This window comes from Nonomuraea sp. NPDC050394 (assembly GCF_044459065.1).
Lineage (GTDB): Bacteria > Actinomycetota > Actinomycetes > Streptosporangiales > Streptosporangiaceae > Nonomuraea.
On sequence record NZ_JBITIO010000003.1, the window covers coordinates 519,255 to 543,100 of the forward strand.

Sequence of the window (23,846 nt, forward strand, 5' to 3'; positions counted from 1 at the left end):
TCGCCGTATGACAGCGATAACAGTGCGCGACCTGCGCAAGGCCTACGGCGGGGTGGTGGCCGTGGACGGGGTGTCGTTCGAGGTCGCGCGGGGTGAGACGTTCGGCGTCATCGGGCGCAACGGGGCGGGGAAGACGACCACGGTCGAGTGCCTGGTCGGGCTGCGCAAGCAGGACGCGGGCAGCATCCGGGTCCTCGGGATCGATCCGGCGCGGCGGCGGGAGCTGGCCAGGAAGGTCGGGGTGCAGCTGCAGGACAGCGCGCTGCCCGACCGGATCAAGGTGGGTGAGGCGCTCCGGCTGTTCGCCTCGTTCTACGCGCGGCCGGCCGACCCAAGGAAGATCATGGGCACCTGGGGCCTGGACAAGCTCAGGAATCGCGCCTTCAGCGACCTTTCCGGAGGTCAGCGGCAACGGCTGCTGCTCGCGCTGGCCCTGGTGGGCGATCCCGAGCTGGTGGTGCTGGACGAGCTGACCACGGCCCTGGACCCGGTGGCCAGGCGCGAGACGTGGGAGCTGGTCAGGGGGCTCAAGGCGGCGGGTACGACGATCGTGCTGGTCAGCCACTTCATGGACGAGGCGGAGGAGCTCTGCGACCGGGTGGCGGTCTTCCGCGACGGGCGGATCGCGGCGGTCGGGAGCCCGGCCGAGCTCATGGCCCGGGCGGGCGCGGCGTCGCTGGAGGGTGTGCTGTGAGGGCGTTCGTCCAGTTGTCGCTCAACGAGCTGCGGCTGCTGGCCCGCGATCCCGGCAGTCTGTTCTTCATGGTCGCCTTCCCGCTCATGCTGCTGGTGCTCAACAGCGGCAACAAGCGGCTGGAGATCTTCCTGCCCAGCTACATGGCGATGATCCTGGCGATCGGCGGCATCGCGGCGCTGCCGGGGATCGTGGCCACCTATCGGGAGCGCAAGGTGCTGCGGCGGCTGGCGGTCACGCCCATCTCGCCGGTCATGCTGCTGGGGGCGCAGGTCGCGGCCCAGATGGTGATGGGTCTTGCCGGGTCGCTGGTGGTGATCGGGGCGGGCATGGTGGTCTTCGGGGTGGCGCCGCCGGCGCACCCGCTGCCGCTGGTGCTGGCGTTCGCGCTGAGCGCGCTGATGACCTGCGCGATCGGGTTCGTGATCGCGGCGGTGGCGCCCCGGGCGCGGACGGCTGATCTGCTCGGGCTCATGGTCATGTTCCCGATGATCTTCCTGGCCGGGGCGGCGATCCCGCGCGAGGGCCTCCCGGTGGCCCTGCGGACGGTCGGGGACTACCTGCCGCTCACCCAGGCGGTGACGGCGATGCGGGAGGGCTGGTTCGGCACTCCGGCCGCGCCGCCGTTGCTGCTGCTCACGGGGATAATCATCGTATGTACGGCGATAGCCGCGTTCACGTTCAGGTGGGAATGAGCCGCTGGCTCCACGCTTTCCACCTTCTCTTCTACGCCTGCCTGACGTTCCCCACGGCGGTGGTCGCGCTCATGGGGACCGGCGGCGGCCGGCCGCTCACGCTGGGGCTGGCCGCGGCGATGGGGGTTTACTACTGGCTCTTCGTGGTGCGCAGGAGCGAGGACCTGGAACGCCTCAACCCCATGGCCTGGCACTTCCTGGTCCTGCTCTGCCTGCTCTTCCTTCTGCTCCGCCGCGAGCCGGTCTTCGAGCTGGTCCAGTTCGGCATGTGCCCGCTGCCGTACGTGCTGCTGCCCGGCCGTTGGGGCTACGCCGGAGCGGTGACGCTGGTGCTGATCACGTTCGTGGCGAGCGGCCGGGTGACCGAGCTGGCGGTGAACCCGGGCGTCCTGGGCGGCCTGCTCGCCAACGCCGGACTGGTCACGATCATGGGACTGTTCGCCCACCACCTGGTCAAGGCCGGTGAGGTCGGGGTGCTGCGGGAGCGGGCCCGCCTGGCCAGGGAGATCCATGACACGCTGGCACAGGGGCTCAGCGGGATCATCACCCAGCTGGAGGCGGCGGAGCAGGCGATCGACGATCTGCCGGCCGTACGGCAGCGCATCGCCGTCGCCAAGCGGCTGGCTCGCGAGAACCTCGGCGAGGCGCGGCGCTCGGTGGACGCGCTGCGGCCCGAGCCGCTGAACCGGGCCAGGATCGACCTCGCCCTCGGCGACGTGGCGGCGCGCTGGTCGTCGGCGAGCGGGGTGCCGGCCACGGTGGCGGTGGACGGGCCGCGCCGCCCGCTGGAGCCGGAGGTGGAGACGACGCTGCTGCGCGCGGCGCAGGAAGGACTGGCCAACGCCGCCAAGCACGCGGGGGCGCGGCGGGTGGCCATCACGCTGTCGTACATGGAGGACGGAGTGACGCTGGACGTGCTGGACGACGGCGCCGGATTCGACGCGGAGGCGGCGCCGGGCGGTGGATACGGGCTGGCGGCGATGCGCGAGCGCGCGGCCGCGGTCGGCGGCACGGTGACGGTGGAAACGGCACCGGGAGAGGGGACGGCGCTGTGCGTGAGCATCCCGTCCGCCTGATGATCGTCGACGACCATCCGGTGGTGCGGGACGGCCTGCGCGGCATGTTCGACGGCCTGCCCGACATCACGGTGGTCGCCGCCGCGGCCGACGGCCGTGAGGCGCTCGCGCTGGCCAGGAGCACCGAGCCGGACGTCGTGCTCATGGACCTGCGGATGCCGAACCTGGACGGCGTCGGCGCGATCCGCCGGCTGCACGCGGCGCATCCCGCCACGAAGGTGATCGTGCTGACCACCTACGACACCGACGGAGACGTCAGCCGCGCGCTGGCCGAGGGCGTGGCGGGCTACCTGCTGAAGGACACGCCGCGCGAGGAACTGCACCGCGCGGTCCGTACGGCCGCCGCGGGCGGCAGGGTGCTGTCACCGGCGATCGCCGGGCATCTGATGGCGGGCAGGAGCCAGCAGCCGAAGGACCCGAGCCCGCGCGAACTGGAGGTGCTGCGCCTGATCGCCAAGGGCGCGGGCAACAAGGAGGTCGCCAGGACGCTGCTGATCAGCGAGACGACGGTGAAGACGCATCTCAAGCACGTCTTCGCCAAGCTCGGCGTGGAGACGCGGGCGGCGGCGGTGGTCGCCGCGATGGAACGCGGCCTCCTCTAGAAACGGCGGTGGCCTCCTCTGGAAACAGCCCGACGCCGCCACCCTCAGCTCCGGAGAAACGCGGAAGGCGCGGGCCCCCTGGATCGGAGGCCCGCGCCCGGGTCGTGCCGGCGGTTACCGCTTGACGCGCACGTAGTCGCTACGGCTGGTGTCGCCGTAGGCGTCGGAGTCGCCCTGGAAGACGAACCTCCAGGTGCCCGACTTCGAGGCCTTCACCTTGGTGTAGATGTTGCCACTGCTGTTGGACCAGGTGGCCTTGTAGTAGTACCACTTGCTGGAGCCCTTGGGCTTGAAGTACAGCCGGATCTTGGCTCGGTGGCCGTCCCAGCCGTCGTCGAGGATCTGCAGCTTGCCCTTGAACTTCAGGTACTTGCCGCGCTTGACGGGCTCGGGGTAGGCGTTGAACTTGATCAGCCTGCTGTCGGCCTTCTCCGGCGGCGGAGGCGGCGTGTGCCGCTCCACGCGGACCCAGTCGGCGTCGCTGGCCGAGCCCCGGATGCCGGAGGAGCCGCCGTACACGGCCCGCCACCAACCGGAGGTGTAGGCCCTGGCGTCGGCCCAGAAGCGGCCGTTACGGCCGGTCACGTCGCTGGTCACGTGCTCCCAGCGCGAGGATCCGTGGGCCTTGAACTGGATGGCCACCCGCTGGCCGGGCAGGCCTTCCCAGCCCTCGACCTGCAGGTTGCCGCTGAGCGCGAGCCGGTCGCCCTTGTCCACGGGCTCGGGCGAGGCGTCGAAGCCGATGATCCGGCTGGACCGGTCGGCGGCCTTGACGTCCACGCGGTCGGTGTCGCTGACCGAGCCCCTGGCGGAGCCGGTCTTGTCGAACTCGGCCCGCCACCAGCCGGTGGCCTCGGCCTTGACGCCGGTGGAGAACCGGCCGGAGCGGCTGGTGCCGGTCTTGGCGATGTGGCGGTAGGCGTCGGTCCCCTTCTCGCGGAAGGTGATCGTGACCTGCTGCCCGCCGTACCCCTTGCCTTCGGCGAGGAGACGGCCGGAGACCTTGATCGTCGAGCCCTTCGCCACCAGGTCGGGGCTGGCGTCGAAGTCGACGATCTTGGTGTCGAGGGCCTTCTTGACCTCGAACGAGCCGCGCGAGGAGCTCTCGCCGTCGCCGTGGGCGATGGCGAGGATGTTCCAGCGTCCGGCGCTCTTGGCGTCGAAGGACTTGGTGCCGGTCCACTTGGTCCATTCGCCGTGCGGCGCGGACTTGAGGTCGACCGGTGTGGGAACGCTGACGTCACCGGGCGCGCGGAGCTGGAGTTCGGCCTTGCCCGCGCCCTTCGTGGTGAAGCTGAACGTCGCCGTGACCGAGTCGTCGAACACGACGACCGGCGACGGACTGACGTCCACGTCGGAAATGCTGGGGGCCTTCGCCCCGGCCGATGCCGACGCCGGTGAGGCCAGAGCGATCGCTCCGGCTCCCATCGCGAGCGCGACGGCTACGGCACGGATGCGTTGCGACATGCGGGTTTCCGTCCCTTCTGGAGTCCGCAAGTGGTCAACGCGGCATTGAGGGTGCCACGTGTTTCTCTCTAGTAGACGTTTAGGACGGGCAAAAGGTTCGTAAAGCTGACACGCCGTAACGAAAATGAGTCAGTTACACCGGTCCAGAACATGTCACCTCCCGACGAGGCCTCTGGGGGGCATAATCGGGCTTGTGGCGCGCGACACAGTTGAGACTCACTTCCTCGAAGCCGTAGCCGACCTCAAGATGGGCACCCCTCGTGACCCGTCGAGACCAGTCCGCGAAGGCAGCACGCTCAGCGGCCGGCTCTGTCTCGACCTGTACCGCCGCCAGCTCGACAGCCGGCTGCTCGACATCGCGGCCCGCTGGCTGCGCGAGCAGGACCAGGGCTTCTACACGATCGGCTCGGCCGGCCACGAGGGCAACGCCGCGCTGGCCGCCGCGCTGCGCGTCGACGACCCGGCCCTGCTGCACTACCGCTCCGGCGCGTTCTACCTCACGCGTTCCGCCCTGGCCGGGCGGCTGCCCGAGCAGGGCATCCGTGACGTGCTCCTGGGCCTGACCGCCGCCGCTGAGGAGCCGATCGCGGGCGGCAGGCACAAGGTGTTCGGGCACCCCGAGCTCGCGGTCATCCCGCAGACCTCGACCATCGCCAGCCATCTGCCCAGGGCGGTGGGCGTGGCCTTCGCCATCGAGCGGGCCCGCGCGCTCGACGTTCCCGCCGCGTGGGCCGGCGACGCGATCGCGGTGTGCAGCTTCGGCGACGCCTCCATCAACCACGCCACCGCGCAGTCCGGCTTCAACACCGCCGCCTACGCCACCTACCAGGGCCAGGCGGTGCCGATCCTGTTCGTCTGCGAGGACAACGGCATCGGCATCAGCGTCCGCACGCCCAAGGGCTGGGTCGAGGCGGCGGCGAACCGGCCGGGCATCGAGTACTTCGCCGCCGACGGCTGTGACCTGGCCGCCGCCTACGACGCGGCCGCCCAGGCGGTGGCGCACGTGCGGGCCAACCGCTCCCCCGCCTTCCTGCACCTGTCGACGGTGCGGCTGATGGGCCACGCCGGCTCCGACGTCGAGGTCGCCTACCGCACCCAGCGCGAGATCCGCGCGGACATGGAGCGCGACCCGCTGCTCCGCAGCGCCGCGATGCTCGTCGAGGCGGGCCTGGTCACCCCCGACGAACTGCTCAAGTCATACGAGTCCACGCGCGAGCACGTGCTGCGCATGGCGCTGGAGACCACGCGCAGCCCGCGGCTGTCCACGGCCGAGGAGGTCATGGCGCCCATCGCCCCGCGCAGCGAGGACGTGATCGCCAAGATCAGCCCGGTGGCGGCCGAGCCGTCGGCGCGCGAGAAGGCCTTCGCCGGCGCGCTGCCCGAGAACGACAAGGCGATGACGCTGTCGCAGGCGATCAACAGGACGCTCTCCGACGCGCTGGCCGTCTACCCCGAGATGATGGTCTTCGGCGAGGACGTCGCCAAGAAGGGCGGCGTCTACGGCGTCACCCGCGGCCTGCAGAAGCGCTTCGGCGCCGCCCGTGTCTTCGACACCCTCCTCGACGAGCAGGCCATTCTCGGCCTCGCGCTCGGCTCGGGCGTCGCCAAGCTGCTGCCGGTGCCCGAGATCCAGTACCTGGCCTACCTCCACAACGCGCTCGACCAGATCCGCGGCGAGGCCGCCACGCTCTCCTTCTTCTCCCGCGGCGCCTTCACCAACCCGATGGTCGTACGCGTGGCCGGCTACGCCTACCAGAAGGGCTTCGGCGGCCACTTCCACAACGACAACGCCATCGGCGCCCTACGCGACATCCCCGGCCTGGTCATCGCCTCGCCCTCGCGGCCCGACGACGCCTCGGCGATGCTGCGCACGTGCCTGGCCGCGGCCCGTACCCAGGGCGCGGTCTGCGTCTTCCTGGAGCCGATCGCGCTCTACCACACGCGCGACCTGTTCGACGAGGGCGACGGCGGCTGGCTGGCCCCGTACGCGCCGCCGACCCGCTGGTCCGACACGCACGTGCCGATCGGGCGGGCCCGCTCCTACGGCGACGGCCGCGACCTGACCATCGTCACCTACGGCAACGGCCTGCGGATGAGCCTGCGGGCCGCGGTCCGCCTGACCCAGGAGGGCTACAGCTGCCGCGTGCTGGACCTGCGGTGGTTGTCGCCGCTGCCGGTCGAGGACCTGGTGCGGGCGGCGGAGCTGACCGGCAAGGTGCTGATCGCCGACGAGACGCGCCGCTCGGGCAGCGTCTCGGAGGGAGTCGTGGCCGAGCTGGTCGACGCCGGGTTCACCGGGCAGATCGCGCGGGTGACGTCCTCCGACAGCTTCATCCCGCTCGGCGAGGCGGCCGGCCATGTGCTGCTGTCGGAGGAGGAGATCGAGGCGGCCGCCCGCAAGCTGCTCAGCTAGCCGGACGCCCCTGAGGGACCGTCAGTACGGTGACGGCCCGCCGAACATCTCGGCCACCCGCGAGGCCAGCGTGACGTCGCCCTCCACCCGCAGTCGCCCGGACATCAGCAGGTCGGCCGGGTTGACCGTACCGGCGAGGACGCGCAGCAGGTCGGCGGCGGGCATCGCCAGCACCAGCGCCGGGTCCCCGTCGCGGCCCTGTGCCATCCTGGCCCGCTCGCCGCGCACGGTGATCGTCCAGGTGGCCGCCGGTTCGAGCCGGAACTCCAGCGTCCCCTGGAACCCGCCGGCCTTGGCCGGGTCGAAGGAGCGCGCCATCAGCCCGAACAGCAGCCGCTGCTGCCCGGGCCCGAACCACCGCTCCAGGTCCCGGTCCGCGCGCCCGCCGACGAAGCGCGCCAGCAGCCCCTGCCCGCCGCGCCGCGCCGCCTTGCGCGCCGCCCGCAGCCGCTCCCCCGGCCCGGCCGGCGCCCGCCGCCCGATCCGCGCGACCTCGGCGTCCTCGTCGATCCGGTACGGCCGCGCCATCACCCTGACCGGAGCCCGTCTGGCCAGCGCCGCCCCGATCGCGGGCGCCAGCCGTTCCGCCTTGGCCCGCTCCCGTTCCTCGCGACCGTCGGCGAAGACCGGCAGGACCTTCTTGCCGAACAGCTCCAGGCTCTCGCAGATGTGCTCGTGCCGGTTCGGCCCCGCCTGGAGCACGAAGATCATCTGATCGACGCCGGCCTCCTCGTAGCGGCGGATCAGCTCGACGAGCTGCCGCGGGCTGCCGAGCGCCCCGGCCAGCGGATCGTCGCCGCGCGCCCCGAGCGGGGGCCGGCGGGCGGTGAAGTCATCCCAGATGGAGCCCCGGCCCGGCTCGTGCCTGGACGGCCCGTAGTAGTGCGCGAGCGCGTAGGCGAAGAACCCGGCGCCGGGCGCGCCGCGCCGCCTGGCCTCCTCCGGGTCCTCGTGGCACATCATCGGCAGCACGACCGCGAGGTTGGCGTTGACCGCGAACCCGGCGGGCACGCACTCCTCGGAGGCCAGCAGCCGGTAGTAGTCGCGCGACCAGGTGGCCGCGTCCTCGGGGTGCACGAACGCGAACGACAGCGCGCCGATCCCGTTGCGCGCGGCCAGCCGGATCGTCTCGCGGCGCGAGCAGGCCACCCAGAGCGGCGGGTGCGGCTTCTGCACGGGTTTGGGGATCACGTTGCGCGGCGGCATGCGGAGGTGGGGCGAGTTCCACCCGGCGAACGGCTCCTCGGTGAACATGCGGGTGACGCAGTCGAGCGCGTCCTGCCACATCTCGCGTTTGAGCTCGCGCGCCACCCCGAACCCGCCGAGCTCCGCGGCGGAGCTGGCCTCGCCGGTGCCGAAGTCCACGCGCCCGCCGGAGACCAGGTCCAGGGTGGCCACCCGCTCGGCCACCCTGGCGGGGTGGTTCACCTGCTGCGGGAGCTGGATGATGCCGTGGCCCAGGCGGATGTTCGTGGTGCGCTGGGAGGCGGCGGCCAGGAACACCTCCGGCGCCGCCGAGTGGGAGTACTCCTCCAGGAAGTGGTGCTCGACCTCCCAGACGTAGTCGAAGCCGGCCCGGTCGGCGATCTCGATCTGGTCCAGGGCGTCGTGGTAGAGCCGCTGCTCGCTGTCCGGTTTCCAGGGCCGAGGCAGCTGGTGCTCGTAGAAGATTCCGAACCGCATTCTCGGACGGTAAGTGTGTTCTGACATCCTGTCCAGATCCGGACAGGGTTCACAACCACGGCCCGATCGACGGCGCGCCGGGCTCCGGCGCGGGGCCGCGGCCGGTCAGCCACGCGGCCAGCCGGGCCGCGCTCCCGCGCACCAGCGCGACCCGCTCGACCAGGTCACCCTCGTCCGGCCTGCCGCCGGGGTGGACGCGCCAGGTACGCGCCCGGTCGAGCGGGACCAGCAGCAGCGCCGGGCCCTGGGGGCGGTTCTCCATGGCCGTGGTGACGTCGCTGAGCAGCGCGTCGACCATGCCGTCGGGAAAGTCGTCGAAGGACCCGCCGGCGCCGAGGTCCACGGCGTGGATCCACAGCTCGCGCGCCCGCATCCAGGGGACATCGGAGGCGGGCACGATCTTGCCCTGCGCGGTGCGGACCTTCGTGTTCCACTGCAGGTCCGACAGGCCCGCCAGGTCCTCGCGCAGCTCCCGGTCGCAGTCCGCCGACAGGGCCGCCAGCTCCGGCGCGGGGATGCGGGCCGTCTCCTCGATCTCCGCGTCGCGGGCCTCCCTGCTCGGGTACATCGCCCGCTCCTCGCCGGTCCTGGCCCAGTGGACCAGGCGGGACAGCGCCCGCGCGTTGCAGGCCACGTGCGCCACCACGTGGCGGCGCCGCCATCCCGGTAGCTGCGAGGCCCCGTCCAGTCCCGCCTCGACGGCCGCGTCCACCTTGCGGGCGAAGTACTGGCCGCCCGCCTCCATCCACCCGAACTCACTCATGGACACCACGCTAGGACCACGCGCCCCGCGCGGTCCGGCAGACCCCTACAGCCAGTCGCGTCTCTTGAAGACGATGTACAGGATCAGGCACACCCCGCCCATCAGCACGACGGCGAACGGATAGCCCAGCGTCCAGTGGGTTTCCGGCATGAAGTCGAAGTTCATGCCGTAGATCGTGCCGACCAGCGTCGGGGCGAAAAGAATGGCCGCCCAGGCGGAGATCTTCTTGACCTCCTCGCCCTGCCGGATGCTGGCCTCGGTCATCTTGGCCATCTCGGCGTTCTGGGCCTGCGTGACCAGGGTCGAGTTGATCACGAGGATGTCCTGGAGCATCTGGCGGAAGGCGGCCACGCGCTCCGTCACCGTGATCGCGTGGTCGGCCACGTCGCGCAGGTAGCTCTGGAGCTCCTCGTTCACGCCGTACTTGGTGGCGCCGGCGATGAAGCCGTCGATCATCTTCAGCAGCGGCGCGGTCGCCCGCTGGAACTCGATGACCTCGCCGCTCAGCTCGTAGACGCGGCGCGAGACCGCCGGGTCGCCGCTGAACACCTGGCCCTCGATCTCCTCCAGGTCCTTCTGCAGCCCGGCCACGACCGGGGCGTAGCCGTCCACGACGGCGTCGAGGATGGCGTACAGCACCGCCTGGGGGCCCTGGCGCAGGAGGTCGGGGTCGGATTCCATGCGTTTGCGCACGGCCTGGAGGTCGGGGGCCTCGGCGTGCCGTACCGTGATCACGAAGTTGGGGCCGACGAAGACGTGCAGTTCGCCGAAGGCGACCTCCTCCACGTCGTCGAGGTAGCGCGCGGCGCGCAGCACGACGAAGAGCGTGTCGCCGTAGCGGTCGGCCTTGGGGCGCTGAGAGCCGACGATGGCGTCCTCGAGTGCCAGCTCGTGGAGCTGGAACTCCTCGCCCAGCTTGACCAGTTCCCACTCCTTCGGGCGGTACAGGCCGATCCAGGCCATGGTGCCCGGCATCTCCTTGAGCCGTTCGAAGGCGTCGGCCAGCGAGCCGGGGTTGTCGATGCGCTCGCCGTACTGGTAGATGGCGTTGTCGATCACAGTGGGGCGGTAGGGGGCTTCCTCCTCCACGGCCCGGGGATCCATGGAGTGCTCCGGCGCCTGCTCGCGGATGCGACTGCTCTGCAGGAAGCCCTTCATGCGTGCCATGCGCTCACTCCTTTACGACACCTCGTCGAGCGCCTGGTGGGCCCGGTCCCTGATCGTCTTGCGGAACATCGGCGTCCAGCCGAACAGCAGGCCGGCCGGTCTGCCGAGGGCCATCCTCGACCACCGCTTGAAGTCGAACTCGTCGTGGTGACGCACGATGAGCCCGTCCTCGAAGCGGAAGAGCGCGGTGACCTCGTTGACGACCTCGCGCCCCGTGCCGCTGAAGGTGTAGCGGGCCGTCCAGGTGGCGCTGCCGGTGTGGGCGTCGGCCCGCACGTCGCGGAAGTCCGAGCGCAGCCCGTCGCGTACGCCGAGCTGCAGCCGCCACATCGCCATCACCCGGTCGCGTCCCTCCACCTCCTGGAAGACCGGATCGCCGAAGCTGACGTCCGGATGGTAGCAACGCTCCATGACCTCGAGGTTGCCGCGGCCCAGCGCTTCGTAAAAGGCGCGGACCAGCGCCTCGTGCCGATCGTTCACCCCTCCATCAGATCATGTCCGACCCGTTGTGCCAGCACACGGCCCTGACCCATTCGTCCCCGAGGCCGAGCCGGTCGAGCGCGTGCAGCTGGTGCGCGTACGAGTGTGGAATGTTCGGGAAATCGCTACCCAGCACCACCTTCCCCGCATGACCCAGTTCACGCAGCGCGGGGCGGAGCGCGGCGGGGAAGGGCATGCCGAGCTCGGCGAAGTCGGTGAAGGCCATCGTGGTGTCGAGCGCGACCCGCTCGTAGCGCTCCGCCAGGTCGAAGAACGGCTCGTACTCGGGCATGCCGAGGTGGGCGATGACCAGGCGCAGGCGGGGGTGCCTTTTCAGGAGGCCGGCGATGGGTTCGGGGCCGATGCGGCCGCCGGGCACGGGGACGGAGCTGGCGTGGACGACGACCGGGAGCCCGGCCTCGGCCAGCAGGCCCCAGATGCCGTCCAGTTCGGGCAGGCGGGGGTCGAAGTCGCCCACCTGTAGGTGGATCTTGAAGATGCGGGCGCCGGCGTCGACGGCCTGCCGTACATAGGACAGAGCGCCCGGCTCGGGGTAGAAGGTCGCGGAGGGGACGCACTCCGGGGTACGGCGGGCGAAGCCGAGCGTCCAGGCGTTGAGATCCCGGGCCATGTCGGGTTTGTGGGCGTAGGCCAGGGCGGAGAAGCGCGTGACGCCCATCTCGCGCAGCCGGGCCAGGCGCTGTTCCACGGGCCACTGGTAGGTGACCTTCCAGCCGTCGCCGAGCAGCGGGCCGCCGTGGTTGAAGTGGTGCCAGACGCGCCGCTCCATCCGTTCGGGCAGGAAGTGCACGTGCAGGTCGATCAGGCCGGGCAGCCCGCGCGCCGTCCGCCAGGCGGGAACCTCGGAATCAGAATGAAGTTCTGTGACCACGGCGGTGACTTTACCCGGATAGGGTCTCTACTCGATGGACAAGTTCCTGGCACAGCTCGTGGAGGTCCAGCCCGCCCCCGAGCCATGGGTGATCGTGGTGTCGGCGGTGTTCGCCTTCGCGGTGGTCTCCTACACCACCTCCTGGCATCTCACACGAGGGCTCGTCACGATCGCGCACGAGGGCGGGCACGCGCTGATGGCCCTGCTCACGCGGCGCAAGCTGGAAGGCATCCGGCTGCACTCCGACACCTCCGGCGTGACTCTGACCAGGGGCAAGCCCACCGGGCCCGGCATGGTCCTGACCGCGCTGGCGGGGTATGTCGCGCCGTCACTGCTGGGGCTGGCGGGCGCGTGGCTGACCGACCAGGGGCGCATCACACTGCTGATCTGGGTCGTCCTGTTGTTCCTGGTCTGCATGCTGCTGCTGATCCGCAACCTCTACGGCGCGCTCATCCTGCTGGCGACCGGGGGCGCGATCTTCGCTCTGTCCATGTACGCGCCGGACGACATCCAGCAGGTCGTGGCCTACGTGGCGGTGTGGTTCCTGCTGTTCGGCGGCGTCCGCCCGATCATGGAGTTGCAGCGCAAACGCCGCCGCAGGCAGGCGGGCAACTCCGACGCCGACCAGCTCGCCAGGCTCACGGTGCTGCCCGGCGGCTTCTACGTCTTCTTCTTTCTGCTGGTCGCGGGTGCCTCGATGTTCGGCGGCGCGTACCTGATGTCGCCCTTCTGACGCCCACACCCGGGCAAATCGCTAAACTCGCCCCTGACAGGGGGGAAGCACTGTGCAGCACGTCGAGGACGCCCCCGGCTATCGGGTGCTCGATCAGGCCGGTCAGGGCGGATTCGCCATCGTCTACCGGGCCTACCAGGAGCGTCTCGACCGGGTCGTGGCGCTCAAAGTGCTGTCCGTGGACCGGGTCGACAGCAAGACGATGCGCAGGTTCCAGCGCGAACTCCAGCTCACCGGCCGCCTCACCGGCCACCCCAACGTGGTCACCGTCTTCGACACCGGCACCACGCGGTCCGGCAAGCCGTACATCGCGATGGACTTCTTCGAGAACGGCTCCCTGCGCGACCGCATCCGCAACAACGGGCCCCTCCCCCTGCAGGAGGTGCTGCGCTCGGGCGTCAAGCTCGCCGGGGCGCTGGCCGCCGTCCACGAGGCCGGGGTCCTGCACGGCGACATCAAACCGCAGAACATCCTCATCTCCCGGTACGGCGAGCCCGCCATCGCCGACTTCGGGGTCGCCCGGGTCATCGACACCGCCGAGGTGTCCGCCTCGACTCACGCGTTCACCCCGCTGCACGCCGCGCCCGAGGTCCTGAGCGGCCACCAGCACACCGCCGCCACCGACATCTACTCACTCGGCTCCACCCTCTACCACCTGCTGGCCGGCCAGCCCGCCTTCCACAGCCCGACCGACCCGTCGATCGCGCCGCTGATGTTCCGCGTGCTGAGCAGCGACCCGCCGCCCATCAACCGCGCCGACGTGCCCGCCGTGGTCTTCTCCACGGTCCTGCGCGCGATGGCCAAGGACCCTCAGCAGCGGTACGGCACGGCCCGCGAGTTCGCCGAGCGGCTGCGGCAGATCCAGGCGGAGCTCGGGCTGCCGGTCACCGACCTGCTCGGCGCCGACCCCGGCCCTTCCCCCGCGCCGCGGCCCGACGCGCCGTCCGGCCCGCAGACCCACCCGGCCACCTACCCGGCGACCGCCCCTGCCGACCCGAGCGGCCCCGGCCAGGCTCCCGCCTACCCGCCTGCCGGCCCCAGTCCCTGGGCGCCGGGCTCCACGTATCCGGTGACCGGCGCCGCCGCCCCGGTCAGCCCGTGGGCCCCGCAGGGCGGCCCGGCCCCCTCCGAGACCCGGCACGCCACCGGTCAGGCTCCGGCCGGTCCCGTGGGCGGGCAGGCCACCAGTCCGTGGGCACCTCAGGACGCTCCGCCCCTCGCCCCCCAGGGCGGTGCGCCCCTTGCCGCGCGGGGTCCCTCGGCTCAGCAGCATGGCGCTGGCGGTCCGACGGCGCCGGCCGGGCGGCGACGGAAGGGCGGTGGCTCCCCGGGGCGCGGCAAGATCGTGATCGGGGTGACCGTGGCGGCGGTGGCCCTGGCCGGTACCGGGGTGGCCGTCTACCTGTCGCAGCGCCCCTCCGGCACGGTGCCCACGGCCGGCCGTACGCAGCTGAAGCAGCCGAGCACCCCGACCGTCGACCGCGAGTCCATCGACGCGCTCCGGCCGCGCGTGCTCAAGGTGAGCAAAGATCTGGGCGTGTCGGTCACGCTGACCTGGCGCCTGCCCGGCGGCGCGCGCGAGTACCCGATCGTGGTCCAGCGCGAGCCATCCGACAACGAGCCCCTCATCCCGCTGCCCGCCGGCACGACCTCCACCCGCGTGACCGGCCTCACCAAGGGCGTCGGCTACTGCTTCCTGGTCGGCGTACCCCTGCAGTTCTCGCAGAAGACCAGCGTCGCCTGGTCCAAGCCGGCGTGCATCCGCGGCGCCCGGCCGGGCGGCCTCCAGCCCAACGACGCCGCCGCCCCCAACGCCGCCGCGTCTACCTCGGAGTGAGCCGCCGTCCCAGCGTTCCCAGCCGGTAGCCCTCTCCCGGCGTGGCCTCCACCAGGCCTTCGCGGCACATCGTGGCGCACAGCGCGTGCACCGTGCTGCGCGGGATTCCGGTACGGCCGGCGAGTTCGCGCACCGACAACGGGCGCTGGGTGCCGGCCAGCGTGCGCAGGACACACGCGGCCTTCGAGACCGACTGAACGTGGGACATGGCCCACCCTGCCCACCGTCACCCGCCCCGATCAACCCCGGGTCCCGCGACACGGAACCTGAACGTCGGCCCGGTCCTTCACCGCTCCGGCCTCATTTGGCCTGGCGGCGGCGGGGCTTGGCGGGAGCCGCGGTCTCCGCCTCCTCCGACAGCACCTCGATGATGCGGCGGGAGACGATCTCCAGGTGCTCGTGCAGGTGGGCGACGGCGGCGTCGACGTCGCCGCGGGCGGCCAGGGTGGCGAGGTGGCGATGACCGCCCTGGTCGTGGCCGACACGCAGGCCGAGAAGGTAGCGGCCGACGGAGTTGCGCAGGTCCTCGATGATGCCGACGGCGACCGGGTTCTCGCCCGCGTCGTACAGCTCCCGGTAGAAGGCGGCCCGTTCCTCGGCCAGCGAGCTGCTGACGTGGGGCTCGTCGAGTGCGGTGCCGAGCTCGCGCAGCCGGGCCGCCCGCGCGGAGGTCATCCTGGCGATGGACTTGCGCAGGGCGTGCGACTCCAGCAGGACGCGCAGCTCGTAGATCTCGCGGACCTGCTCGACGGTGAGGGTACGCACCACGGCGCCGCGGTGCGGGTGGAAGGAGACCAGCCCCTCGGACTCCAGTTGCATGAGCGCGGTGCGCACCGGGATGCGCGAGACGCCGAGGCGCTCGGCGAGCTCCTCCTGGCGCAGGTGCTCGCCGGGTGCCAGCACGCCGGTGATGATGCACTCGCGGATGACGTCGTAGGCCATCTGTCCGACCGTTTTGTATCCAGCGGACATTCGGCCGACGACATCGTCGAACGAGGGCTTGGTCGCGGTCTCCACGCTCACGCCTCTCCCGGGGATCCGGTTATCGGATCCAATCCAAGCACAGGTGTCCGGCCATGCGGGACACTACCGGAGTCTGGGCAGTACCTCGGTCCCGAGCAGGTCGATCACCTCGAACCAGCGGGGGAAGGAGAAGCGGAAGTCGAAGACGAGGTGCTCGACCCCGGCCGCCTCGAACTTCTTCACCTCGTCCACGATCTCGCCCGGGTCGCCGACGATGAGCTGGCCTTCGAGGTCCTCGACCGTCTCGAATCGGCCCGACGGCGGCCTGACCGCGAACTTGGCCTTGTTCGCCCAGGCCAGCAGGCCAGGGACGTTGACGTCACGCAGCGCCTCCTCCCTGGTCGCGGCGACGGAGGTGGGCGGGATGACGGCCACGGTCGGCAGCTTCCTGCCGTTCTCCTCGCAGATCTCGCGCATGCTCTCGACGCGGCGGCGGATCGTGGCCAGCGAGATGCGGCCGGGCATCCAGCCGTCGGCCCACTCCGCGGCCAGGCGGGCGCTGCGGGGGGTGGCGCCGCAGTACCAGAAGGGGACGGGGCCGCCGGCGGGCTTGGGTTCGATGCTGACGCCGGTGAAGGTGAAGTTGTCGTCGGAGTAGCTGACGTCGTTCTCGACGGCGACCTTGCGCAGGATCTCGGCGTTGGAGCGGACCAGCGAGACGCGGTCCCTGTCGCCCCAGCCGATCGCGTCGAACTCGTGCTGGAAGGTGCCCGCCCCGAACCCCAGGATGAGCCGGTCGCCGACGAGCTGGGTCATGGTGCCGAGCTGCAGCGCGGTGGTCAGCGGGTGGCGGAAGGGGATCAGCGAGCCGGTGCCGAGCTGGATGCGCGAGGTCACCGCCCCGATGGCGGTCAACGTGGTGAGCGCGTCGTAGAACTCCCGGTTGGGCGACTCCATCTCGCCGTGCGGCTCGAAGACCAGGTGGTCACGCACCCAGACGGAGTCGAACCCCAGTTCCTCCGCCCGTTGCGAGCCACGGAGCAACCGGTCTCGGGAGGCGAACTCACCAAAGTGGGGAAGCAAGAGGCCGAATTTCACGACAAATCTCCTTAAATCCATGAGGTACGGCTACCGCCCCCCGCCCCTGAACCTTCGGGACCAAACCCTGGAACCCCCTGGCCTCTCAAGGCCTTGGGCCCTCAACCCCCGGGCCCCGGCACTCCGGGTTCCTGGCCTCCGGGTCCCGTGGGGTTTCCGGCGGGTCCGGAGGTACAAGGGCGGATCGGCGCCCGGGACCGGCCGTGGAGAGCCCGGACAGCGGGGCAACGGTGGGCACGGGCGACGTGGAGGCGGTGAGCAGGGCGGGAGGCGGCGGGCACGGGGAGGCGGCGCGAGCTGGGCGGTGAGAGAGGGTGAGGTCGAGGTGATGGACGCAGGGCGGGTGGTGGAGGTGAGGCGGGGGTCAGGGGCGGGGGGTGGAGTCGGCGTGGAGGTGGAGACGGGGCGGGGGTGGAGACGGGGCGGGGGTGGAGACGGGGGCGGAATGGGAGTGGAGGTGGAGACGGGGCGGGGGTGGGGGGAAATTGGGGTGGGGTGGGTCAGGCTTGCTGGCCGTGGCCCGGGGGGCCGACGACCTGGCCTTCGCCGTACACCTCGACTCCGCGGACGAACGTGCGGTCGATGCGGACCCCGCACGTCACCCCCGCGTAGGGGGTCCAGCCGACCCTGGACAGGACGTCCGCGTCGGTGATGGTCCACGGCGCGTCAGGGTCGGCGATCACGATGTCGGCGTCGCGGCCGGGGAGCAGGGCGCCCTTCATGGGGAGGCCGAACTTGCGGGCGGGGGCCGCGGCGGCCATGTCGACCACGCGTTCCAGGGTGATCCGGCCGGAGAGGGCGGCGTCCAGGAGGAGAGGGTAGAAGTACTGGATGCCGGGGGTTCCGGTGTGGGAGCTCCACATGCGGGTCCAGCCGATCTCCTTCTCCTCCCGCGTGTGCGGTGCGTGGTCGGAGGCGGCGATGTCGATGGTGCCGTCGCGCATGCCGTCCCACACCGCCTCGCGGGCGTCGTCGGGCACCCAGTACGACAGCGCGTACGGCCCGAGCCGCTCGACGTGCTCCCATCGGGACAGGAACGGCATCCAATGGTTGACCTCGCACGTCACGTCCACGCCGCGGGCCTTGGCCCGGCGGACGGCCTCGACGGATCGGCGGGTCTGCATGTGGGCCAGGTGGACGGGACAGCCGCTGGCCTCGGCCAGGCGGAGGACGACGTCGATGGCGGTGTCCCAGATGACGCCTTCGCGCTCGGCATAGGCCTGGGCGTAGGCCCGCGGGGTGTTCTCGCCGCGTTCCAGGTAGCTGCCCTCGATGTAGTCCATGAGCGCCTGGTCGTGCGGGTGGACGATGAAGCGTTTGCCGGTGGCGGCGATGGTGTCCATCATGCGCAGCAGGTCGCCGTGGTCGTGCATGCCGGTTCCGGCGGGGTGCGGGTAGGTGCGGCCGGTGTCGACGACCATGTACACCTTGTAGGCCCTGATGCCCATCTCGGCCATCTTGGGGACCTGGTCGGTCAGGGTGGCGGCGGGGTTGTGGTTGTAGTCCACGATCGAGGTCGCCGCGTATCGGGACAGGACGTCCTGCAGCGCCTCGGCGGTGGTGGTGGGCGGGTCGAGGTTGGGCATCCCGAAGATCGTCGTCACGCCTCCGGCCGCGGCCTGGCGGGTGGTGGTGAGGATGTCCTCCTTGTGGGTGAAGCCCGGTTCGCGGGTGTGGACGTGCACGTCGACCATGCCGGGCAGGACGAGCTTGCCGGTCGCGTCGACCACCTGGTCTCCGGTCTCCACCTCCCGGGAGACGAGTCCGGCGATCTTGCCGCCGGACACGAGCACGTCGGCGTCGAGGCGGCCGGCGGGGGTGACGACCGTTCCTCCGGCGATCCTCATCATGCGGGCGCCTCGATCCGCGCGTCGCCCTCGGGGGTGGAGACCACCAGGTGGGCGGGTCCGAGATGGCGGTCGAACCAGGCGACGACCCTCGGGGTCACCTCGGTCCAGTAGCGGTCGTAGGCGGCGTAGTGGGTGGTGTGCCGCTGCATGATCAGCTCGCGGGGGCCGCGGGCGGCGGCGTACACCTGCTCGGCGTGGTCGGTGGGTGTGGTGGCGTCGTTCTCGATGCCGATGACCAGCAGCGGGGTGCGCAGCGTGGCCGCCGCGGGCCGGTAGGCGAGGATCTCCTCCACCGCGGGGGCGAACGCCACCTGGGTCGGGATGCGCTCGTCCACGTCGGCCTTGACGGTCGTGGCCCGCCGTTCCTTGGTCGGGACCATGATCTCCTCGCGGGGATGGACGAGGCGGCCCTTGCCGGTGCGTACCCGGTCGAGGCGGTCGGACTCGACCTCGGCCAGGAACTCCAGCCACTCGTACTCGCTGCGCATCCGGTGCAGCCAGTCGGCCCCGTCGGCGACGGGCAACTGGCTGACCGCGGCCCGGACCCGCCGGTCGGCGGCGGCCAGCAGCACGGCGTTGCCGCCGCCGGTGCCGCCGCTGCCGAAGACGCCGATGCCGTCGGGCACCACGTCGTCGCGGCCGGTCAGGTACGTGACGGCGGAGCGCAGGTCCTGCAGTTGCCGGACCGGCGACAGGATCGACCGGTCACCCTCGGAGCCGCCGAAGCCCCGGTAGTCGAAGACCAGCACGGCGAAGCCCGCCGCGGTCAGTGCCTCGTGATAGCGGACGTAGAGTTTCGCGTCCTTGAGCCCCAGCCAGCCGGGGCCCTGGACGATGGCGCGGTACGGCCCCGCCCCCTCGTCGGGGGTACGCCACAGGGCGCTGATCCGGTCGCCTTCGCTGTACCAGCTCACTTCTTCTGTGCGCATGCCCACAGCCTGGATTTCGTATCCAATCTTGTCAACACTCTCTTAAGAACGCCCGAGAGAGGGGGGTTGACCGTGATTTAGGGCCATGAATAATGTAGCCATCTCGTTCCCCTGGGAGTACGGAGCCGTTTATGGCGACCGATCCGATCATCCAGATCCGCGACCTGTCCGTCCGGTACCACGTCGCCAGGACGGGCAACCGGCTGATCGCCGTGCAGGACGTCGACCTCGACGTCATGGAAGGCGAGTTCCTGACCGTCCTCGGGCCCAGCGGCTGCGGCAAGACCACGGTCCTCAACTGCGTGGCGGGCCTGCTCACCCCGACAACCGGCACGATCCTGGCCGGCGGCCGCCCGGTCACCGCCCCGGGCCCCGACCGGGCCGTGGTCTTCCAGGACTACGCGCTGCTGCCCTGGCGTACCGTCGCCGACAACGTCCGATTCGGGCTGGAGATGCAGCCCCGGCTGAAGGAGGGCGCCGCCGACCGGATCGCCGAGGCCATCCGCCTCGTGGGCCTGTCCGGATTCGAGAACTCCTACCCGCGCGAACTGTCCGGCGGCATGCAGCAGCGCGCCGGGCTGGCCAGGTCGCTGGTCGCCGATCCGCGCATCCTGCTCATGGACGAACCGCTCGGCGCGGTCGACGCGCTGACCCGCGAGGTCATGCGGGCCGAGCTGAAGCGCATCATCGACGCCACCGGCAAGACCGTCGTCTTCATCACCCACAGCATCGACGAGGCCGTCCAGCTCGGCGACCGGATCGCGGTGTTCAGCTCGCACCCGGGGACCATCAAGGAGATCGTCTCCGTGACGCCGGGCAACCGCGACGGGCTGCGCGACCAGCTGTGGAAGTCGCTGGAGTCCGACGCCGTGGCCGCGGCCCGCGGGGCCGCGGAATGACCGCGCGCACCGCCCCCGCCAAACCCGTGCGCGTCCGCCCATCCAGTACGGCCCGCCGCCCGTGGAAGTACCGCACCCCGCTCATCGCCCTGGCCGACCTGGTGGTCTTCGTCGCGCTCTGGCACGTGGCCGTGGTCGAGCTCGAGCTGGTCAACCGTGTCTTCTTCCCCTCCCCCGGCGACGTGGCGGGGGCGCTGGCCACGCTCGTGTCCAGCGGCGAGCTGGCCGGTCACCTCGGCACCAGCGCCAGAAGCTGGCTGATTGGATACAGTCTCGGCGCGGCGGCCGGAGTGGTCACCGGACTCGTGACCGGGAGCCTGCCGTGGGCCAACCGGCTGCTCATGCCGCTGCTCTGGTCCCTGTGGGCGACACCGCTCATCGCGCTCCAGCCCACGCTCACCGCGTGGCTCGACTACGGCGACGGGCCGATCATCGTCCTGGTCTTCCTCAGCACGATGATCCCGGTGGCGCTCAACACCGCGACCGGCGCGGCGCAGACCAGCCCGTCGCTGATCAGGGCGGCCCGGGTGTTCGGCGCGGGCCGGATGGCGGTCTACCTGAAGATCCGGCTGCCGTGGGCGGTGCCGTACGTGATCGGGGGGCTGCGGCTGGCGGTGCCCACGTCGATGATCGGCCTGCTGGTCGGCGAGATGGTGGGCTCACCCAGCGGCGTCGGGTCGATCATCGTCAACGCCACCGCGCGGTTCAGGACCGGCGAGGCGTTCGCCGCCATCGGGGTCTACGTCGTGCTGTCGGTGGTGCTGGTACGGCTGCTGGACCTGGCGGAACGCCGGGCCGGCGGGTGGAGGAACCATGCGTGACCTCAAGAGGTGGGCGGTCGCCCTGGAGGTGGCGGCGCTGTTCGCCCTGTGGGAGCTGGCGATCAGCGGGCTCAAGCTGGCCAGCCCGTCGTTCGTGCCGCCGCCCAGCGCGATCTGGACGGCGTTCACCGGGATGCTGGCCGACGGCTCGCTGCCGGAGCACGCCTGGTTCAGCACGCAGAACGCGGTGGCCGGGTTCCTGCTGGCGGTGGTCGTCGGCGTGCCGTGCGGGCTGGCGCTCGGGTCGTCGCGGCTGGTCAGCGATGTGGCCGGGCCGCCGTTCTGGACGGCCTACGCGATGCCGAGGATCGCCTTCCAGCCACTTCTCGTGCTGTGGCTCGGATTCGGGGCGGCACCCAAGATCCTCATCATCTTTCTCATGGCGGTCTTCCCGATCGCGATCAACACCATGGACGGCATCAGAGGCGTGGATCCCTCGCTGGTGCGGGCGGCGCGGGTGTACGGCGCCGGCCGTATCCAGGTGTTCCTCAAGGTGCAGCTCTGGGCGGCGCTCCCGCTGATCCTCACCGGGATCCGCATGGGCGTGGCCAGGGCCATGGTCGGCATCGTGGTCGGCGAGTTCATCGGGGGCAGCCAGGGGCTCGGTTACCTGATCTTCCGCAGGTCGGCCGACTTCGACCTGGCATCCGCGCTGGCGCTCACGCTTCTGCTGGTCGTCATCGCCAACGTGTTGATGGCGCTGGTGAGCCTCGCTCGCCGGATCGCCGCTCCCTGGTATGCCGAAGGAGTGTCATGAAACGTCTGATCGTGCCGCTGGCCGTACTCCTGATCGCCGGATGTGGCGGCAACGCGCCACAGACGCCCGCGCCCGCCGCGACCGGACCCATCGGCGCGCCGGAGAAGACCGCCCTGAAGATCGGCATGCGGCTGCCGAATCTGGACACCAACGCCCCCGTCGAGATCGCCCTCGACAAGGGCTTCTACAAGGAAGAGGGGCTGACGGTCGAGCGGGTCGAGGTGCAGTCGATCAGGGAGGGCCTGGTCGGCGGGAGCCTCGACTTCGGCGCCGAGGCCTCGCCCGACGTGGTCGCGGCGGCGACGGCCGGCACCGGACTGAGGATCGTGGCCGGATACCGCAACCGCGAGCCGTTCGTCGTGGTGGTGCGGCCGGAGATCGCCAAGCCGCAGGACCTGGCGGGCAAGCCGGTGCTGCTGGGCGCCAACCCCGGCACGATCGAGTACGACGTGCGCATGCAACTGCTCAAGGAGGCCGGTTTCGACCTGACGGGCGTGGCGGTGAAGCCGGTGAACCTGCCGGGCGGCTCGAACGCCTGGGTGGAGCAGTTCAAGCAGGGCAAGCTGGCGATGACCGTGATCTTCCCCCGGCACAAGAAGCTGGTGCAGGGCCGCATGGTGCTGGACGTGATGAAGGAGTGGCCCAACGACAGCCTGACCGCGCTCAAGGACTTCGTGGACCGCAACCCGAACACCACGGCCCGCTTCATCCGGGCGACGATCAAGGGCATCAAGGTCTACAAGGACCCCGCCCAGCAGGCGTACGTGCAGAAGCTGATGCGCGCCAAGGGCTTCACCGTGACGCCGCTGGAGGAGGAGCCCGAGGTCTACGCCAACGGCCCGCTGCTCTACGACGACGACATGGGCCTGAACCCGAAGGGCTTCGAGGAGTTGCTCGCCGTGCTGAAGCTGCCGCCGGCGCCGTTCGCGTCGTTCACCCATCTCGGCCAGCTCACCCGCGCGCAGGACGCGCTCGGCGTGGCCAAGCGCCCATGAGGGCGGCACGCTGGGACGGTTCGCGGCTGCGCGTCGCCGACGTACCGGTGCCGGAGCCGGGGCCGGGCGAGGTGCTGATCGAGGTGCGCGCGGTCGGGGTCAACCAGCTCGAACGCCAGGTCATGGCGGGCGCGCCACTCGGCCCCGGCGTGCTGCTCCCCCGCACGATCGGGCTCGACCCGGCGGGCGTCGTCGTCGCCTGCGGGCCGGGCGTCCCCGACCGCGTGGGGGCGCGCGTCGCGGTCAAGCCGAACGTCCCGTGCGGCGGATGCGGCGCGTGTACGGCCGGCCGCGAGGCCGACTGCCCGGCCCAGACGGTCGTCGGCATCCACCGTGACGGCGGCGCCGCCGCGTACGTGGCGGTCCCCTCCCGCGTGGCCTTCGACGTCGGGCCGCTGCCGTTCACGAGAGCCGCGGCGGCCGTGCACAGCGTGCCCATCGCGCTGCACATGATCCGCCGCTCCGGCCGGGGCGTGCCGCGGAAGGTGCTGGTGACCGGGGCCACCGGGGCGCTCGGCTGCGCGGCGGTGCAGGTGGCGGCCGCGCTGGGCGCGGAGGTGACCGCGGGCGCCCTGGAGGGCGAGCCGATCGGCGACCTGCCCGGCCTGGGCGCGAGCGAGGTGGTCACCTATCCGCGCGAGGGCGCCGGCGAGGCGCTGGAGAAGGCGCTCGACGGCAGGTCGCCCGCCCTGGTGCTGGACGCGACGGGCAGCGGCGAGCTGATCTCGGCGGCACTGCGCCGCGTGGCGTGGGCGGGCGCGGTGGTCGTGGCCGCGGCGCTGCCGGACTCGGCCGTCGAGATCGACACCCGGTCCTTCTACACCCGCCGGGTCACCCTGTACGGCTGCGCCGCCGCGGACTACGCCGACGTCCGCGACGGCCTGGACCTGGTGGCCCGCGGCCTGGTCAGACCACCGGTGGCGGCGGAGCTGCCGCTGGAGGAGGTCGGCGCGGCCTTCGCCATGGCGGGCCGGCGCGACCATCTCGGCAAGGTGATGCTCGTGACGAACCCGGCGACGTGATGCCCGTGAC

The 23,846-nt window shown here is 71.3% G+C and carries 23 protein-coding genes; 12 read left to right on the plus strand and 11 right to left on the minus strand.

The window, feature by feature from the left end:
* Positions 1-7 precede the first annotated feature (7 nt).
* From ACIBKY_RS15470 to ACIBKY_RS15485, 4 genes are read left to right on the plus strand one after another with little or no spacing between them, the layout of a single operon-like run.
* Positions 8-694, plus strand: coding sequence for an ABC transporter ATP-binding protein (locus ACIBKY_RS15470; RefSeq protein WP_397097300.1), 687 nt, complete (start codon positions 8-10; stop codon positions 692-694).
* A complete protein-coding gene (locus ACIBKY_RS15475) occupies positions 691-1,389 on the plus strand; it encodes an ABC transporter permease (RefSeq protein WP_397097301.1) in 699 nt (232 codons plus the stop codon). The genes ACIBKY_RS15470 and ACIBKY_RS15475 overlap by 4 nt, the downstream gene beginning before the upstream one ends.
* Positions 1,386-2,465, plus strand: a complete 1,080-nt coding sequence (locus tag ACIBKY_RS15480; RefSeq protein ID WP_397097302.1) for a sensor histidine kinase — start codon at positions 1,386-1,388, stop codon at positions 2,463-2,465. Before ACIBKY_RS15475 ends, ACIBKY_RS15480 begins: the two co-directional genes overlap by 4 nt.
* Positions 2,441-3,067, plus strand: a complete 627-nt coding sequence (locus ACIBKY_RS15485) for a response regulator (RefSeq protein WP_397097303.1) — start codon at positions 2,441-2,443, stop codon at positions 3,065-3,067. The genes ACIBKY_RS15480 and ACIBKY_RS15485 overlap by 25 nt, the downstream gene beginning before the upstream one ends.
* Before the next feature lie 114 nt (positions 3,068-3,181).
* Here ACIBKY_RS15485 and ACIBKY_RS15490 read toward each other — a convergent pair whose 3' ends face one another.
* On the minus strand, positions 3,182-4,534 hold the full coding sequence (locus ACIBKY_RS15490) for a hypothetical protein (protein ID WP_397097304.1): 1,353 nt from the start codon (positions 4,532-4,534) through the stop codon (positions 3,182-3,184).
* 193 nt (positions 4,535-4,727) lie between these two features.
* Between ACIBKY_RS15490 and ACIBKY_RS15495 the strand changes: the two genes are divergently transcribed.
* Positions 4,728-6,947 carry a thiamine pyrophosphate-dependent enzyme gene (locus ACIBKY_RS15495; protein ID WP_397097305.1) on the plus strand — a complete coding sequence of 740 codons (2,220 nt, stop codon included), beginning with the start codon at positions 4,728-4,730 and terminating at the stop codon, positions 6,945-6,947.
* A 21-nt stretch (positions 6,948-6,968) separates the two neighbouring features.
* Here the strand turns inward: ACIBKY_RS15495 and ACIBKY_RS15500 are convergent, their stop codons facing one another.
* The 5 genes from ACIBKY_RS15500 to ACIBKY_RS15520 are packed head-to-tail and all read right to left on the minus strand — an operon-like array spanning position 6,969 to position 11,932.
* Positions 6,969-8,630, minus strand: a complete 1,662-nt coding sequence (locus ACIBKY_RS15500; RefSeq protein ID WP_397097306.1) for an LLM class flavin-dependent oxidoreductase — start codon at positions 8,628-8,630, stop codon at positions 6,969-6,971.
* 49 nt (positions 8,631-8,679) lie between these two features.
* A complete protein-coding gene (locus ACIBKY_RS15505) occupies positions 8,680-9,393 on the minus strand; it encodes a maleylpyruvate isomerase family mycothiol-dependent enzyme (protein WP_397097307.1) in 714 nt (237 codons plus the stop codon).
* A 45-nt stretch (positions 9,394-9,438) separates the two neighbouring features.
* Complete coding sequence (locus ACIBKY_RS15510) at positions 9,439-10,560, minus strand: magnesium and cobalt transport protein CorA (protein ID WP_397097308.1); 1,122 nt, start codon at positions 10,558-10,560, stop codon at positions 9,439-9,441.
* Positions 10,561-10,572: 12 nt separating this feature from the next.
* Positions 10,573-11,040, minus strand: a complete 468-nt coding sequence (locus ACIBKY_RS15515; protein ID WP_397097309.1) for a nuclear transport factor 2 family protein — start codon at positions 11,038-11,040, stop codon at positions 10,573-10,575.
* A gap of 7 nt (positions 11,041-11,047) precedes the next feature.
* On the minus strand, positions 11,048-11,932 hold the full coding sequence (locus ACIBKY_RS15520; protein WP_397097310.1) for an amidohydrolase family protein: 885 nt from the start codon (positions 11,930-11,932) through the stop codon (positions 11,048-11,050).
* Positions 11,933-11,966: 34 nt separating this feature from the next.
* Between ACIBKY_RS15520 and ACIBKY_RS15525 the strand changes: the two genes are divergently transcribed.
* Positions 11,967-12,665: a M50 family metallopeptidase gene (locus tag ACIBKY_RS15525; RefSeq protein ID WP_379633404.1), complete on the plus strand. Its 699-nt coding sequence runs from the start codon at positions 11,967-11,969 to the stop codon at positions 12,663-12,665.
* A 52-nt stretch (positions 12,666-12,717) separates the two neighbouring features.
* Entirely contained in the window at positions 12,718-14,502 is a 1,785-nt protein-coding gene (locus ACIBKY_RS15530; protein ID WP_397097311.1) for a protein kinase, read from the plus strand.
* Here ACIBKY_RS15530 and ACIBKY_RS15535 read toward each other — a convergent pair.
* The 5 genes from ACIBKY_RS15535 to ACIBKY_RS15555 form a co-directional block, all read right to left on the minus strand.
* A complete protein-coding gene (locus ACIBKY_RS15535) occupies positions 14,489-14,710 on the minus strand; it encodes a helix-turn-helix domain-containing protein (protein ID WP_397097312.1) in 222 nt (73 codons plus the stop codon). The two genes, ACIBKY_RS15530 and ACIBKY_RS15535, sit on opposite strands and share 14 nt — an antisense overlap.
* 92 nt (positions 14,711-14,802) lie before the next feature.
* Positions 14,803-15,525: a GntR family transcriptional regulator gene (locus tag ACIBKY_RS15540; RefSeq protein WP_397097313.1), complete on the minus strand. Its 723-nt coding sequence runs from the start codon at positions 15,523-15,525 to the stop codon at positions 14,803-14,805.
* Positions 15,526-15,588: 63 nt separating this feature from the next.
* Complete coding sequence (locus tag ACIBKY_RS15545; protein ID WP_397097314.1) at positions 15,589-16,563, minus strand: LLM class flavin-dependent oxidoreductase; 975 nt, start codon at positions 16,561-16,563, stop codon at positions 15,589-15,591.
* Between the two features lie 500 nt (positions 16,564-17,063).
* On the minus strand, positions 17,064-18,413 hold the full coding sequence (locus tag ACIBKY_RS15550; RefSeq protein ID WP_397097315.1) for a dihydroorotase family protein: 1,350 nt from the start codon (positions 18,411-18,413) through the stop codon (positions 17,064-17,066).
* Positions 18,410-19,342, minus strand: coding sequence for an alpha/beta hydrolase (locus ACIBKY_RS15555; RefSeq protein ID WP_397097316.1), 933 nt, complete (start codon positions 19,340-19,342; stop codon positions 18,410-18,412). Before ACIBKY_RS15555 ends, ACIBKY_RS15550 begins: the two co-directional genes overlap by 4 nt.
* 131 nt (positions 19,343-19,473) lie before the next feature.
* Between ACIBKY_RS15555 and ACIBKY_RS15560 the strand changes: the two genes are divergently transcribed.
* Genes ACIBKY_RS15560 through ACIBKY_RS15580 form a run of 5 tightly spaced genes read left to right on the plus strand, consistent with a single transcriptional unit; the run spans position 19,474 to position 23,836 of the window.
* The gene (locus ACIBKY_RS15560; protein WP_184962610.1) at positions 19,474-20,241 is read left to right on the plus strand and encodes an ABC transporter ATP-binding protein; all 768 of its coding nucleotides are present in this window, start codon (positions 19,474-19,476) and stop codon (positions 20,239-20,241) included.
* Positions 20,238-21,062 (plus strand): ABC transporter permease, encoded by an 825-nt coding sequence (locus ACIBKY_RS15565; RefSeq protein WP_397097317.1) that lies wholly within the window; start codon positions 20,238-20,240, stop codon positions 21,060-21,062. The genes ACIBKY_RS15560 and ACIBKY_RS15565 overlap by 4 nt, the downstream gene beginning before the upstream one ends.
* The gene (locus ACIBKY_RS15570; RefSeq protein ID WP_397097318.1) at positions 21,055-21,819 is read left to right on the plus strand and encodes an ABC transporter permease; all 765 of its coding nucleotides are present in this window, start codon (positions 21,055-21,057) and stop codon (positions 21,817-21,819) included. The genes ACIBKY_RS15565 and ACIBKY_RS15570 overlap by 8 nt, the downstream gene beginning before the upstream one ends.
* The gene (locus tag ACIBKY_RS15575; protein ID WP_397097319.1) at positions 21,816-22,814 is read left to right on the plus strand and encodes an ABC transporter substrate-binding protein; all 999 of its coding nucleotides are present in this window, start codon (positions 21,816-21,818) and stop codon (positions 22,812-22,814) included. The genes ACIBKY_RS15570 and ACIBKY_RS15575 overlap by 4 nt, the downstream gene beginning before the upstream one ends.
* Positions 22,811-23,836 (plus strand): alcohol dehydrogenase catalytic domain-containing protein, encoded by a 1,026-nt coding sequence (locus tag ACIBKY_RS15580; protein ID WP_397097320.1) that lies wholly within the window; start codon positions 22,811-22,813, stop codon positions 23,834-23,836. The genes ACIBKY_RS15575 and ACIBKY_RS15580 overlap by 4 nt, the downstream gene beginning before the upstream one ends.
* The last annotated feature ends 10 nt before the right edge of the window (positions 23,837-23,846 follow it).

Coding starts and splice junctions, on each gene's coding strand:
- ACIBKY_RS15535 (WP_397097312.1), bottom strand. CDS start 14,710: ATGTCCCACGTTCAGTCGGTCTCGAAGGCCGCGTGTGTCCTGCGCACG.
- ACIBKY_RS15560 (WP_184962610.1), top strand. CDS start 19,474: ATGGCGACCGATCCGATCATCCAGATCCGCGACCTGTCCGTCCGGTAC.
- ACIBKY_RS15570 (WP_397097318.1), top strand. CDS start 21,055: ATGCGTGACCTCAAGAGGTGGGCGGTCGCCCTGGAGGTGGCGGCGCTG.
- ACIBKY_RS15575 (WP_397097319.1), top strand. CDS start 21,816: ATGAAACGTCTGATCGTGCCGCTGGCCGTACTCCTGATCGCCGGATGT.
- ACIBKY_RS15505 (WP_397097307.1), bottom strand. CDS start 9,393: ATGAGTGAGTTCGGGTGGATGGAGGCGGGCGGCCAGTACTTCGCCCGC.
- ACIBKY_RS15550 (WP_397097315.1), bottom strand. CDS start 18,413: ATGATGAGGATCGCCGGAGGAACGGTCGTCACCCCCGCCGGCCGCCTC.
- ACIBKY_RS15555 (WP_397097316.1), bottom strand. CDS start 19,342: ATGCGCACAGAAGAAGTGAGCTGGTACAGCGAAGGCGACCGGATCAGC.
- ACIBKY_RS15480 (WP_397097302.1), top strand. CDS start 1,386: ATGAGCCGCTGGCTCCACGCTTTCCACCTTCTCTTCTACGCCTGCCTG.
- ACIBKY_RS15525 (WP_379633404.1), top strand. CDS start 11,967: ATGGACAAGTTCCTGGCACAGCTCGTGGAGGTCCAGCCCGCCCCCGAG.
- ACIBKY_RS15580 (WP_397097320.1), top strand. CDS start 22,811: ATGAGGGCGGCACGCTGGGACGGTTCGCGGCTGCGCGTCGCCGACGTA.
- ACIBKY_RS15500 (WP_397097306.1), bottom strand. CDS start 8,630: ATGCGGTTCGGAATCTTCTACGAGCACCAGCTGCCTCGGCCCTGGAAA.
- ACIBKY_RS15565 (WP_397097317.1), top strand. CDS start 20,238: ATGACCGCGCGCACCGCCCCCGCCAAACCCGTGCGCGTCCGCCCATCC.
- ACIBKY_RS15490 (WP_397097304.1), bottom strand. CDS start 4,534: ATGTCGCAACGCATCCGTGCCGTAGCCGTCGCGCTCGCGATGGGAGCC.
- ACIBKY_RS15470 (WP_397097300.1), top strand. CDS start 8: ATGACAGCGATAACAGTGCGCGACCTGCGCAAGGCCTACGGCGGGGTG.
- ACIBKY_RS15510 (WP_397097308.1), bottom strand. CDS start 10,560: ATGGCACGCATGAAGGGCTTCCTGCAGAGCAGTCGCATCCGCGAGCAG.